This window comes from Peribacillus sp. NPDC096447 (assembly GCF_044762725.1).
Classification (GTDB): domain Bacteria; phylum Bacillota; class Bacilli; order Bacillales; family DSM-1321; genus Peribacillus.
The window spans coordinates 1-12,548 of record NZ_JBIWEV010000005.1 but is presented as its reverse complement, the minus strand read 5'-3'; the positions used below and the strand labels follow the sequence as shown (position 1 = coordinate 12,548).

Here is a 12,548-nt window from a genome sequence, read left to right as displayed (position 1 = left end):
TTTAATTGATAAGTAACAAATATTCTTTGAATTTTAAACTTCTTTATTTTCAATTATTACAATTAATAGTAATTTATTACAATACTAACTACTATTGTCTAACAAATTAATCGGCTCTTCAACCAATAAGTTATTACAAATGCGTTTAAAAATTTTAGTAAGTAAAAAAAATGGTTAGGCAAACAAGTTTTAATTGTTTACCTAACCATTTTTATTTATTATATACTTCGAAAATCGCGCTAACTATTGAATAGATTAGCCTTATTTCCTTTTCAGACTTCCCTACAAGTAGGGAATCAATTAGGGCGATTATTTCTTTTTTATTTTGATAATCTTCGGTTATTTTGATATTTGAAAATGTGAAAAGTTCCTGTGGTTCCACTTCTAAACCATCAATAATTCTCTCTAATGTTTGAAGAGTAATATTTCTATCTCCTCGTTCTATACCTGCTAAGAAAGATGTTTGCAAACCACACATTTCAGACAGTGCCTCTTGAGTTAAGTTCTTTTGTTTTCTAATAGTTTTTATATTTTTACCAATTAGTGTTATTAATGTGGACACTCTAATCACCTCTAAATTAAGAGTAGGTAATAAAAATGAGTGTTCACAGATACATATGATATAACTTCCATTGATTTATGTACATATAAGTACTATATTTTTAATTATAACTATTTTAGGAGTTGTAATTTCATTGAACGATTTATTACAAAATGTCGCAGTAGAAAATGTTTTACAATTTAAAATGAGAGGACGTGTAGCTTACCAAGGAATTGTTACATCAAATAATGCAATCAAACTTTCCTTTTCAAAACCTTTTAATGATCCTTCAGGAAAGGGATATCAACGTCCTATAAATAAAAAAAGAACACAGGATTTTGCAAAATACTTATCAATGGGAGAAGATTCACTTTTCACACCAATATTATTAAACGCAGGTGGACATTGGGAATTTCAGTGCTATGATAAATCTCGTCCTAATGTTGGTAGGTTAATTTGTAAAAAACAAGCTTCATTAATGGATGGCCAACATAGATTAGGAGGAATTGAACTATACACAAAAACAACAAATACAATGTTAAATGTCCCTTTTCTTGCCTTCCATTGGTTAGATGAAGATGAGGAAATAAAATTTTTTGATATTATTAATACAAAAGCTAAAGGTATAGGTACTTCTTTAAGTAGATTTTTAAAAAGAGAAAGTGATAAACTTAGTTGGATTGCAACACAATTAATTATTGACCCTAACAGTCCCTTTTATAATAAAGGAACGTTAATTGGTAAAAGAACTAGAGAAAAGCATATCACTTTACAAAATGCATATAATTTTCTTTTGTTATTAATTAAAAATACAAAAATTGCCGAGTTACCTAAGGAAAAAATACTTAATATAACCCTTACATATTTTAATTGTTTTAAAGAGTTGTTACCTGTTGAATGGAGTGATTATAAGCAATATCGATTAACTCATATAGTCTGTTTAAATGCTTTAGCTATAGCCGGCAATAAAATTATTCCTTCAAATTATAATTTTGTTTCTAACCAGTTAAATATTAAAGAAGTAACTAAAAAAATGGGCAGTATAAAGGTATTTGATTGGTCTAGTGAAGGAACATTGAAATATCTAAAAGGTGCTAGTGGTTCTAAACTCTTAGCTGAAGACATAATTGCATCTGTAGAAAAATAATACTTGAATTCCCCATTTTCGAATTTTAAAATGGCCGAAAATCAAATTGATTTCCGGCTATTCTTATCCCTTATTCTTTGGAGGGAACTTTCCAACTCAGTTCATGTATGTATTGTGCTAAAGCATCTGTTAAAAAAGAACCAACAGTAGCTTTGAAATAAAGATTAATCAAAAGGTCCTCCTGAACCCTCATATTAGCGTAAATAAATACAATCCATTTTGAAAAGAGATTAATCAAAAAGTGTTCTTTTCTAGTGATTTAGTATACAATTTTTATAAAATAGTTTGATTATTTTTTAGTGATCATTATAGAACTAACGCACCCGTTAGTTTAAGTGAGGGACATCACAAACAGAATATTAATACATCTTAACAATATTTTATTTTATTAGGCTATGTTAAAAACTTTGGTTGAATGAAAAAACGCAAAAGATTTGGTTAATTTTTAATTTTAATGGTGGTAGTAAATATTCTATTAGCTATTTTTTAATTTAAAAACGTATATTAGCAAAGCAGTATTCGTTTCTGTGATAAGAAAAAAGTGTAACAACTTGTTTATATTTCAAGTTATCAAATCATACTAAATTAATCCTTTTTTGAACTCAATCTTTCTAACTTTTCTTTATTAATGATATAATATTTCCTTCCTTTTTTTTTCAATAATCCGTCTTCATGGAATTGGTTAAGTGTGTATAATAAATGTCGATAGCTTACCCCCACGTATTCTGCTGTTTCGGTATGCTTCTCTTGAAAGCATCCATCGTTTTCTATTTGAAGAATATATTTGGCCAATCGATTTTTGAATTCATAATCCTGCATAGCTGTGTAATGATCCGTTCTTTTAAGTAATTTATCACCTAAATATTTTGATAAATCACGGAGGAAAAGATTGTCATTTAACAGATGCTCTTTCGATGAAGCCAATGGAACCGCTAAGCAAGTGCAGTCATTTATAGCCACAACATCTTTTAAATTCTTTTCCACCTCAATCAAGGATAATTCACCAATAAAATCATCTTTCTTTAGAAACTGAATCAGCGCACGTTTTCCATTTTCGTGTACTATATATATTTTTGCCCGCCCATCCAATAATAAAAATAAGTACTGAATATCTTCATCAAAGCGCACTATATATTCATTAGAAGAAAACTTACAAATAAAAGCCTGATGTAAAACTGCTTTCGGAAAAGTTTCTTGAATATCATTATATATATCCACAAAATTTTCAGCGTAATCCTCCAAACTGATTTTTTCCATTTTATCACCTCAATATGAGATATCTCCTATTATTATATTGTTCCTTTCGATATATTACTACCAAGAGGTGGATAGGAATGAACAAATACAAACATATTATTTTTGACTTAGATGATACGATACTTGATTTTCAAGATTCAGAAGAAAAGGCTTTAAAACAAATTATTACGCTGTACGAGTTGCCCTATAACAAACAAACAATTGCATGTTATAAGCGCATTAATGATGGATTATGGCATCAATTAGAGGAAGGCTTGATTTCTCGTGAAGAAGTGCTGACAACGCGTTTTTCACTTTTTTTGAAGGAATTTCATATAGATGAAAACGGAGCAAAAGTTGAAGCTATGTACCGTGAGCATTTAAACCAAGGACATAAGACCGTTACCCATGCACATGAATTATTAAATGCTTTAAGTAAGCAAGATTATAAATTATATATTGGAACAAACGGTGTAGGAAAGACTCAAAGAAAAAGATTATTAAGTGCCAAGCTACAAGGATATTTTGAACAACTTTTTATCTCCGAAGAAATTGGTTATGAAAAACCGAATCCCCATTTCTTTTACTATATTTTTGATGCCCTGCATACAAGCCGTAAAGAAGAATTTTTAATGATAGGTGATCGTTTAACATCGGATATTCAAGGGGCTATCAATGTCGGAATTGATTGTGTATGGTTTAACCCTAAGAGAAGCATGCCTAAATCATGTTCACCTAAGAGCACATATACGATACCAAATTTAATGCAAATAATGGACTTATTAGAGGAATAATCATGAAAAAAGTAATTCAATCGATTCTACTCTATATAGTAAGTGCTATTGGCATTAGTCTTACATTAAAAGCTGATGTTGGTGTCAGCAGTTTTAATGCGATGAATTTATCAATATCTGAATGGACTTCCATCAAAGTTGGCACAATTACATTCATTGCAAATCTCATTTTTCTATTCGGTTATATCTGCCTATGCGAAAAAAAGGATTTTAGAAAATTCACTTTGATGTTCATTTCCATCTTGTTCTTTGGAATGGTTATTAATTTTTTCCTCTATACTATTTTCAGTACGATTTACGTAGAGAATTATTTAGTAAGAATCGGACTATTTATTTTCGGTGCGATACTAGCCGGTGGAACAACAGGCATTATTTTATCATTAGATATTATTCCTTTTCCTATTGAAAGTTTATGTTTACGAATAGCTGAATTAACAAAACGTCCTTTCTCTCAATACAGATATTGTGTCGATTTATTCTCCATTATTCTATCAATAACAATATCACTACTATACAATTTACCAATCAATATTCGTGAAGGAACGATTATCAGCTTCTTCTTATTGTCCGGCATTATTTCATATACACGATTGAAATTTAAAAACTATCAACAGAAACCACAAACTCAATAAATAGCATAACTAAAAAATAACCTCCTACGGTTGAGAATCCAAAGAGGTTATTTTTATCAAACTTTAATATAAATTATCGAACTTTATTCTAAATGATCAATCTTTTTTGTAACACTACAGTTAAACTAACCTTCCCCTTTAGTTCCATAAGAAAAAGCTACCTTAAAGACAGCTCCGTTCTTCAGCTAACGCACCCGTTAGTTTAAGTACAAATCTTCACAATTCTTTATTGAGAAATCGGAATAAGTCGCCACTACAACTAACTTAAAGATATCTCTTATAGAGAAGAAAAACATATTATGATCTTATAACTTTTTTTCATATTTAAATAACTGGAGTTTTTCAGTAACTTGTACTTCACCTATTTTTATATAACCTAGCTTTTCATAAAAATGGTGATTTCTTTTGTTTAAATAAGGAGTATATAAGCTCCAATCTTTTATCAACGGAAATTCGGACTCCATTAACTTGATTATCTTACTTCCTAGTCCTTTATTTTGAAATTTATTACTTAAGAATAATTTACTTAATCTTAATCGGTTTTCATCCAAGGGTCGAATATCTATGGCTCCAATAATAGCATCGTCCGACAATATTGTGTAATGAAAAAAACGCTCAATGTTTTCGATTAATTTTGCTTCTGTTTCATTCACAGGGGTTGAATCGTGGTCTTCATATAAGGCATAATCTTCTGCAAAAACTTCTTTTTGTATATCTAACAACATATCTACTTCAGTTAAACTTGTTCTTTTTATGGTAATGTCCATCTGTGATGCACAACCTTTATTTAAATTTATATGATAATTACTATTTAATATTAATATATTTTGTTCAATTAAACTGACCCGTAATTAAAACAAGAAACTACAACTGTTTATATACAAACTCTCTATACTTTATAAAATTTTGCTTTTTATAAAAGTCCTTTGCAACACTGTTCTCAAACCAATAATCTAATTCTATTAAATCTATTCCTCGATCGTTCGCAATGTCATATATACATTCCATAAGACTTGAACCATAACCCTTATTCCTCTTTGTATCCACTATGCTAATCTGGTGTACATAAACAGACTTATATCCTTTTTTAAACGCATTTTCTGGATATTCTCTTATCTCTATCCAAGCATAGCCGAGAGCTTCCTCGTTATCTTCTAACAATAGGAAAACGAAACTTTCGTTATTAACAAGACTTTTGAAAACTTCCTTCACATTTTCATAGTTATATTCCTTGAAATATTCAGGATATAAATTTGAATGTAAATCGTGCACATATTTATTTAATTTAGCAACCAAGTTGAAATTCCGAGTTTGACTAATTTTCATAACAAATCCCTCATCTAACTCATTTTAAGTAATTGTACCCTTTTATGTAATTTTAGGGAAATTTTTGGCATTTTCCTTAATGAACTATCCTGCCCCGTTAGTGCCATAAGAAAAAGGCTGCCTCAGCAACCTCCCTTATTGAACTAAAGCACCCGTTAGTTCATTAAGATTTATTGTAGAGTTGGCATCAATTTGTGCATCAATTCGGGTTTATCAAATAAAAATAAATAGCTAGGAGATAGATGCTAATGTAACCTACAGCGCATATTTTATAAAAAAGCATTAAGCAACCCTTATCACTTCGTAAGAAAATAAGTACTCCAAGAGCAATTACTACAGTGATGATATATAGAGGGCTATATGTTAGTTGAGCTAATAAAGTAGTCGTTGATTGTTCTGCTAAATCAGTCATGTTGCCTCCAAATAAGAGAAATAAATTCAATAAACTAACCTGCCCCGTTTATTACATAAGAAAAGAAGTTGCTGATCAGCTCCCGGTAATGAAGTAAAGCGTCTGTTAGTTGAAGATGAAATGTAATTATTTTTTTAATAATCTTCTAATTAAGGCGTCACCAAAAAACAATATAGTTGCACATATTATTAAAAACCACCAACCAAGTCCTTTCCAAAACGTGGTAGCTAAAATCGTAATTAGAAAATACCAACCTATATTTACTACCCAGTATAAAACTTTCATTTAAACGCCCTTTCAATAAAAACTCAGAATCGCACCCTATAGATAATTAGTGGTCTTTTTTTTAAATCCTTTAATTGTTGTATAAATCGGATATAACAATAGCAAACCTCCAAATAGCCATATCCCATATTCTTCACTAGTAAGATATTTATCTAATAAATCTTTCAAAAATAGATCTCCTATTATGATGAAGATTAGACCTGATGTTAAAAATGTTAAAAACGTGTAGAAAAAACTTTTCATTTTAAATTTCTTGTTCTTAAAACCATTAATCAATCCTATAACCACAGACAAAACAAGTAAATCAGTGATATTCATACGTCTTAACCTTCTTTTTTACTTTCAGCATAAGCGAAAAAACACCTATTTCATATATGAAAACATTTCCATCTTATGCAACTAACCTGCCCCGATAGTTCCATTAGAAAAAGGCTGCCACAGTAACCCCTTATAGAACTAAAGCACCCGTTAGTTCATTAAGAAAAGCGATTCTTATTAAAGAATCGCGCCCTTTTCTTGAATAAGGCTGAAAGTAAAAATTCAAAAAATAGACTAAAACTTTGCCACCTCATCTTTTAAAAATCCAATAAATGTCTTTGCTTCATCTGTTTCTACTTTTGTTAATACATAGGTTGAAGATGTTGGCAGGCTGATTTTATCTGGTCTTATTTCTAACAATTTATTCATTTTTATTTCTTCCCTAACCATCGTATATGGTAAATATGAAATACCAAGCCTTTGTTCTATAAATCGTTTTGTAATTTCAATTTGATTAACTTTCATTGTTCGAACAGTTGGATAACTTCTCTTAATGTCATTCAAAAGATGATTCCAATAGTCAGGATGGTTATGAGTAATTAACCTGTATTTTTGTAATATCGTCTTTTCATCATACTTGTATTTTCCTTCATCAATAGTGGGACCTACTAAAATTACAGGCTCTTCGTGTATGATATGGCAATCTATATTGGTCTGAATTGGTTTTATTCGCGTTAATCCTAGATCTGCTCTTCCTGCACTAATTTCCTCGCCAATTTCATAGGATTTAAGTACGTTAATAAAAACTTCTATATCGGGATTTTGATCCATAAAACTTCGTAATATTGAGGGCAGAATTGATGATGCAATTTGTGGCGCTGTTGCAATAATTAACTTCCGTTTATAACCTTGTTTCCACGATTCAAATTCATCTAACCCCTTTTCGTATTTCATTAGTATCTCCCTTGCATGTGGGAGAAAATTATATCCTGCGGATGTAAGAGCAATTGTTTTTCCATTCCTCTCAAATAACTGAATGTTAAGGTTTTCTTCAAGTCTTTTTATATGTTTTGTTATAGCTGGCTGAGTTAGAAAAAGTTCTTCTGAGGTTTTACGGAAATTTTCATATTTAGCTGCAACAATAAATGTTTTGATCCATTTAATATCCATACTACTCTCCCTTATAACAGATGGTTATTAATATTATTATTTTTCGTTAATATCCATTATTAATTATTTCTATTATAATCTAGTTAACAAAATTATAAATCCTATTTAAGTTTTACAAATAATTGATAAAGGGAGAGAGTGCGAATGGAAAAAAACCAAAGCACGAAGGATTATTGGAACGCAAATTTATATGACCAAAACCATTCATTTGTTTCAGAGTATGGAAATAATCTAATTGAATTATTAGCTCCGAAAAAAGGTGAGAAAATTCTTGATCTTGGTTGTGGAACAGGAGATTTGGCAAAGAAATTATATGATGTTGGTGTGAATATTGTAGGGGTAGATAAATCTAAAAATATGATTACGGAAGCACTGAGCAAGTACCCCCATATTAATTTTATGGTTCGAGATGCGACTGACCTAGGATACAATATCGAATTTGATGCAGTATTCTCTAATGCAACCCTTCATTGGGTAAAACAGCCCAAACAAGCATTAAATTGTATTTATCAGAGTTTAAAACCAGGTGCAAGGTTTGTTGCTGAATTTGGCGGTAAAGGGAACGTTCAAACTATAACAGATGAAATCATTCATCAATTTAAAGAATCAGGAATTGAATATAACATGGAACAATTCCCTTGGTATTATCCAAGTATTGGTGAATACACGTCTTTGATGGAGGTAGTAGGATTTAGAGTCATCTTCGCTCAGCACTTTGATAGACCCACTCCATTAGACGGTGAAAATGGATTAAAGAATTGGATTGAGATGTTCGGCAGTCATATGTTTGAAAATATTGATGAAGATAAAAAAGACTACATAATAACAAAGGTTGAGAATAAATCAAAAGCAATTTTATGTAAAGACGGTAAATGGATAGCTGATTACAAAAGGATTCGTGTAATCGGGATAAAAGAATAAAGAAGAGGCTGTCCAAAAGTTGAACTCGGACAGCCTCTTTATTAACATTTCATTGTTGAAACATTGTGATTTTATTTGTAGAAAAGGATTATCGAGTTTCTCTTTGAATGCCCTGTTAAGGGAATAACCTATAGCTCGTTTTATGAATAATCCCTTCTCTTATTCAACAATCTGGCCCTTTAATGGAATAATATGAATGACGTTTTTAAACAACTTTATTATGTTTTAAACGACTTTATTGTAAATTAAACAACTTTAATGTCACTTAACAGTATTCCTTATAGAACTATCCTGCCCCGTTAGTTCATTAAGCCAAAAAGGCCACCAAATGGCAGACCCGATCTCACTAACGCACCCATTAGTTAAAGAAGAAAAGCTGCCTTAAAGACAGCTCTGATCTTTAGCTAACACACCCGGTAGTTCAACAAGAAAACAGCTTAATAATAGAGTTTAGAGTTTTGTTTCAATTACCTATTAGTACAATTACTATTTTTCCCTAAGATGATTTAATAGTGCAATAGCTAATAAAAGTATTGATAAGCCAGTCCCTGAACTATCGGGTCCCTCATCGAAGAAAATTGGAGAAACAAAGTGATTTAAAACTGTAATGATTACAGCAAATGTAACCAAAGAAATATTTGTTATCTTCAAAGGAAAAATCCTCCTATTAATTATCGAAAGCAAGTAAAAATTCTCCTTTTAAATTATAACTCTTATGGAACTATCCTGCCCCTATAGTTCATTAAGCAAAAAAAGCCACCAAATGGCAGCTCCGGATCTCAACTAACGCACCCGTTAATTCATTAAGGTATGAATTACTACTTATTCCAATCCTTAGCTAACATACCGTAAACAATATGGTCAACATAATGGTCATACAACCATTCTGCTTGTCTAATACAACCTTCATTAACAAAACCCAATCTTTCAGGAATTCCTCTACTTTTCTTATTCTCCACAGCAACCCTAATTTCAACTTTATCTAGTTTCAATTCATTAAATGCATAATCAGTCAATGCCTTAGCTACTCTTGTCATAATTCCATTTCCTTGATATTCTTCTCCGAGCCAATAACCAATATATGCTGTTTTATTTGACCAATTTATTTGGTTATAACCTGCTACACCAACAATTTGCCCCTTATACATAATAACTGTATTGACACTCTTGTTTTCAGCAAAACCTTTTAAAGACATATTAATGAACCCTTTTGTATCTTCAAGTTTTGTTGTATTATCCAGCCAAGGAAGCCATTCTCGTAGATATTCTCTGGATTGATCTGTTATTTCGAAAACTCTTTCTGCATCCTTTAATTCTAACAGTTTCAATGATAGCTCCTCATCAATCTTATGTAAGAACATACTCATCCCCCTAATTTTTCTATTGGTTTATTTTGTATATTACCATATATGATTAATGGATAAATCACTTGTTTATTATGGAACTAACCTGCCCCGATAGTTCCATAAGAAAAGAGCTGCCTTAGAGACAGCTCCGATCTTCAGCTAACGCACCCGTTAGTTCATTAAGGATGAAGTGTATTAGCCATAATAACCGACGGAGTTTAAGATTATAACGCCAATGATGGTAAAACTTAATCCTCCAGCTATTATTAAGACGAATGTTCTGATTTTTTTCGTATCAAACCACGTAATTAACCCCGTTAGAATTGTGAAAATAATCCCAAAAAATATTGATGCATAAGGATTAGTCGGTTGAATCCAATCATACCAATTTAAAAAATCCATTAAATCTCCCCTATTTTCAGGCTACGTTTCGTATTAAAAGCACTAGATTCTAGATTAGTTCAGCTCTAAAAACAACCTGGATCTCCTCTCTGATCATTTGATAAGCAGACATTTCGCCTTGAATGTAACCACTTCTAAAATCTACTTCATCTTCTTTAAATTTATTTTTTAACATTTCAGCAATTTTTTTATATTTTGCTAAATTTTTTTCTATGTGAGCTATCTTGTCATTATCGGTAGATTCCAACAGTAATTCCAAGTCAATAACAATTTTTTCATAACCAAGAGCCATTCCTTCAAATAAACCTCTTTGTAATTCTTGAGGAACTTTAGCTATTTCTTCCTTAGCTTCTTCAGGTATATCGTCATAGTACATTCCATTTACTAGGTCCAAGACGTTATTTTTACTTTGCTCTTTTGCCTCGGAAGCTCTTCTTTTTAACGAACTAATTAATTCTTTTACTTTTGTATTCACCATATCTCCACCTTTGGAATAATCAAATTCTCTTACCAGTCGATTAACAATCAGACGATACGCTTTACTCATCCCCAACAATAATTGTCTTTCCTGCTCATCAGCAGTATCAAGCGTTCTACTAAGTTCTTTTTCCATATCTATAAAATCTAAAATGCAATCTTCAATCTTTGCTCCTCGAAACATTTTCTTTCTATAATCAGACACTTTAAACACCTCTTGAATTAAAACTACCATATTTATAAAAAAATGTAAATAAATATTGTTTACATTTGTTTACAAAAAAACGACTGAAATTTTTATCAGTCGTTTAAACTTATATTCATCTGCAACTATCCTGCCCCGATAGTTGCGTAAAAAAAGCGATCCTTCTTAATGAAGAATCGCTCCTGATAGTTCTATAAGTTTTTAATGATATTTTCAAGTTGGGTATACACCTTATTATTACATACTCCCCCGTGGTAGCAAATTACAGATTCAATATCGTATCTTAAAAATTTATCTAAAGAAGAAATCGCAGTGTCCATATCGAGTGTTGTTTGCTCAACGGGTCCTCTTAGATTCCCATCTATACAAATCAGTGCATCAGCAGCAACAAGAACTCTACTTTTTTTCAAATAAAGGCTAATATGTCCAGGGGTATGTCCAGGAGTAAATAGAACTTTTATCCCTCCGAAATAGGGTAGTTCTTGACCGTCCGATAAAGTAGTATCAATTTTAGCTTTTGGAGGATTTTTACAAAGTTCAAGCATTATTCTTGATTGGTCCTCTGGAAGAGAGTCCAAAATCTTAGCCATACTTTTAGGGTTCGTTTTAATAAGAGAAATTTCCCCTTCTATGTATGGCTTATCAAGTTCATGAGCGAATATTTCAATACTTCCTTTAGTTGCCTTTATGATTTCTGGCACACTTCCAATATGGTCAATATCTTGATGTGTTAATATAACTGCTTTTAATTTATCTAATGATAAACCTATTCTGTCCATTGCTGAAATTATTTGCTTATATTGTCCTGGCATTCCTGTATCTATCAAAATAGCTTCTTTATCATCCCAGAGAAGCGTCGGGTGTATGACTGCTTTCCCTCCAAACGCTTCAGCTTCTAACTCAAGCATTTCAACTCCATTAGCTATTCTCATTAAATTCCCCTCCAAAATTATTAATTAATTGCATATCTAAATAACTGTTTAGTTTAATTTACCAATTAATCAAGGAGGTTTCAATAACAAACATTTAATTATAACACATAAAATATTTTTTGTCAATATTTATTTGTTGCACTATAGAACTATCCTGCCCCGATAGTTCCATAAGAAAAAGCTGCCTTAAAGACAGCTCTGATCTTCAGCTAACGCACCCGTTAGTTCATTAAAGCTAGTTTATTATTTGTGATTCTTCAATATTTGAACCTCTTCTTCTAGTTTATCGATTTTTTGTTGAAGTTTTTTCTTAGGTTCTAAAATCCTTCGACCTAATATAACGAAGAAGCCGGTAATAGCAATAACTATCCCAGCAGAAGCTATAAACAATATCAAGGTAATGTCAAACATAGAAACAACTCCTAATTTATTCTTGGTATTTTCATATACGAAAATTGAACAAC

General features: G+C 31.2%; 15 protein-coding genes. 4 read left to right on the top strand and 11 right to left on the bottom strand.

Translation table 11 applies throughout. The features are described 5' to 3' along the window. Window positions 1-211 precede the first annotated feature (211 nt). The gene (locus ACIQZD_RS17365) at window positions 212-562 is read right to left on the bottom strand and encodes a helix-turn-helix domain-containing protein (protein ID WP_328176882.1); all 351 of its coding nucleotides are present in this window, start codon (window positions 560-562) and stop codon (window positions 212-214) included. A 133-nt stretch (window positions 563-695) separates the two neighbouring features. Between ACIQZD_RS17365 and ACIQZD_RS17360 the strand changes: the two genes are divergently transcribed. Continuing rightward, window positions 696-1,688, top strand: coding sequence for a DGQHR domain-containing protein (locus ACIQZD_RS17360; protein ID WP_402904882.1), 993 nt, complete (start codon window positions 696-698; stop codon window positions 1,686-1,688). 585 nt (window positions 1,689-2,273) lie between these two features. Here the strand turns inward: ACIQZD_RS17360 and yeiL are convergent. Beyond that, window positions 2,274-2,945 (bottom strand): transcriptional regulator YeiL, encoded by a 672-nt coding sequence (yeiL, locus tag ACIQZD_RS17355; RefSeq protein ID WP_402904880.1) that lies wholly within the window; start codon window positions 2,943-2,945, stop codon window positions 2,274-2,276. A gap of 77 nt (window positions 2,946-3,022) precedes the next feature. Here yeiL and ACIQZD_RS17350 point away from each other — a divergent pair, with 77 nt between their 5' ends. Both ACIQZD_RS17350 and ACIQZD_RS17345 read left to right on the top strand, forming a co-directional pair. After that, window positions 3,023-3,718, top strand: a complete 696-nt coding sequence (locus ACIQZD_RS17350) for a YjjG family noncanonical pyrimidine nucleotidase (protein ID WP_402904878.1) — start codon at window positions 3,023-3,025, stop codon at window positions 3,716-3,718. 2 nt (window positions 3,719-3,720) lie between these two features. Continuing rightward, complete coding sequence (locus tag ACIQZD_RS17345; protein WP_402904876.1) at window positions 3,721-4,350, top strand: YczE/YyaS/YitT family protein; 630 nt, start codon at window positions 3,721-3,723, stop codon at window positions 4,348-4,350. Window positions 4,351-4,655: 305 nt separating this feature from the next. Here the strand turns inward: ACIQZD_RS17345 and ACIQZD_RS17340 are convergent, their stop codons facing one another. The 3 genes from ACIQZD_RS17340 to ACIQZD_RS17330 all read right to left on the bottom strand — a co-directional run bounded on the left by ACIQZD_RS17340 (window position 4,656) and on the right by ACIQZD_RS17330 (window position 7,801). Continuing rightward, window positions 4,656-5,117 (bottom strand): GNAT family N-acetyltransferase, encoded by a 462-nt coding sequence (locus ACIQZD_RS17340; RefSeq protein ID WP_402904874.1) that lies wholly within the window; start codon window positions 5,115-5,117, stop codon window positions 4,656-4,658. A 97-nt stretch (window positions 5,118-5,214) separates the two neighbouring features. After that, the gene (locus tag ACIQZD_RS17335; protein WP_402904872.1) at window positions 5,215-5,676 is read right to left on the bottom strand and encodes a GNAT family N-acetyltransferase; all 462 of its coding nucleotides are present in this window, start codon (window positions 5,674-5,676) and stop codon (window positions 5,215-5,217) included. A gap of 1,249 nt (window positions 5,677-6,925) precedes the next feature. Then, a complete protein-coding gene (locus tag ACIQZD_RS17330; RefSeq protein WP_402904870.1) occupies window positions 6,926-7,801 on the bottom strand; it encodes a LysR family transcriptional regulator in 876 nt (291 codons plus the stop codon). 144 nt (window positions 7,802-7,945) lie between these two features. On the opposite strand from ACIQZD_RS17330, the gene ACIQZD_RS17325 reads away from it, so the two are divergent. After that, window positions 7,946-8,722 (top strand): class I SAM-dependent methyltransferase, encoded by a 777-nt coding sequence (locus ACIQZD_RS17325; protein ID WP_402904868.1) that lies wholly within the window; start codon window positions 7,946-7,948, stop codon window positions 8,720-8,722. Window positions 8,723-9,208: 486 nt separating this feature from the next. Here ACIQZD_RS17325 and ACIQZD_RS17320 read toward each other — a convergent pair whose 3' ends face one another. The 6 genes from ACIQZD_RS17320 to ACIQZD_RS17295 form a co-directional block, all read right to left on the bottom strand. Further along, window positions 9,209-9,373 (bottom strand): hypothetical protein, encoded by a 165-nt coding sequence (locus tag ACIQZD_RS17320; RefSeq protein ID WP_402904866.1) that lies wholly within the window; start codon window positions 9,371-9,373, stop codon window positions 9,209-9,211. A 167-nt stretch (window positions 9,374-9,540) separates the two neighbouring features. Continuing rightward, window positions 9,541-10,083: a GNAT family N-acetyltransferase gene (locus ACIQZD_RS17315; protein ID WP_402904864.1), complete on the bottom strand. Its 543-nt coding sequence runs from the start codon at window positions 10,081-10,083 to the stop codon at window positions 9,541-9,543. A 180-nt stretch (window positions 10,084-10,263) separates the two neighbouring features. After that, the gene (locus ACIQZD_RS17310) at window positions 10,264-10,470 is read right to left on the bottom strand and encodes a hypothetical protein (RefSeq protein ID WP_402904862.1); all 207 of its coding nucleotides are present in this window, start codon (window positions 10,468-10,470) and stop codon (window positions 10,264-10,266) included. Window positions 10,471-10,519: 49 nt separating this feature from the next. Further along, window positions 10,520-11,152, bottom strand: a complete 633-nt coding sequence (locus ACIQZD_RS17305; protein ID WP_402904860.1) for a hypothetical protein — start codon at window positions 11,150-11,152, stop codon at window positions 10,520-10,522. A 191-nt stretch (window positions 11,153-11,343) separates the two neighbouring features. Next, a complete protein-coding gene (locus tag ACIQZD_RS17300) occupies window positions 11,344-12,084 on the bottom strand; it encodes an MBL fold metallo-hydrolase (RefSeq protein ID WP_402904858.1) in 741 nt (246 codons plus the stop codon). A gap of 243 nt (window positions 12,085-12,327) precedes the next feature. After that, window positions 12,328-12,548, bottom strand: a 221-nt coding sequence (locus ACIQZD_RS17295) for a hypothetical protein (protein ID WP_402904856.1), incomplete at its 5' end; no start/stop codon positions are given.

Coding starts and splice junctions, on each gene's coding strand:
- yeiL (WP_402904880.1), bottom strand. CDS start 2,945: ATGGAAAAAATCAGTTTGGAGGATTACGCTGAAAATTTTGTGGATATA.
- ACIQZD_RS17350 (WP_402904878.1), top strand. CDS start 3,023: ATGAACAAATACAAACATATTATTTTTGACTTAGATGATACGATACTT.
- ACIQZD_RS17345 (WP_402904876.1), top strand. CDS start 3,721: ATGAAAAAAGTAATTCAATCGATTCTACTCTATATAGTAAGTGCTATT.
- ACIQZD_RS17340 (WP_402904874.1), bottom strand. CDS start 5,117: ATGGACATTACCATAAAAAGAACAAGTTTAACTGAAGTAGATATGTTG.
- ACIQZD_RS17335 (WP_402904872.1), bottom strand. CDS start 5,676: ATGAAAATTAGTCAAACTCGGAATTTCAACTTGGTTGCTAAATTAAAT.
- ACIQZD_RS17330 (WP_402904870.1), bottom strand. CDS start 7,801: ATGGATATTAAATGGATCAAAACATTTATTGTTGCAGCTAAATATGAA.
- ACIQZD_RS17325 (WP_402904868.1), top strand. CDS start 7,946: ATGGAAAAAAACCAAAGCACGAAGGATTATTGGAACGCAAATTTATAT.
- ACIQZD_RS17315 (WP_402904864.1), bottom strand. CDS start 10,083: ATGTTCTTACATAAGATTGATGAGGAGCTATCATTGAAACTGTTAGAA.
- ACIQZD_RS17310 (WP_402904862.1), bottom strand. CDS start 10,470: ATGGATTTTTTAAATTGGTATGATTGGATTCAACCGACTAATCCTTAT.
- ACIQZD_RS17300 (WP_402904858.1), bottom strand. CDS start 12,084: ATGAGAATAGCTAATGGAGTTGAAATGCTTGAGTTAGAAGCTGAAGCG.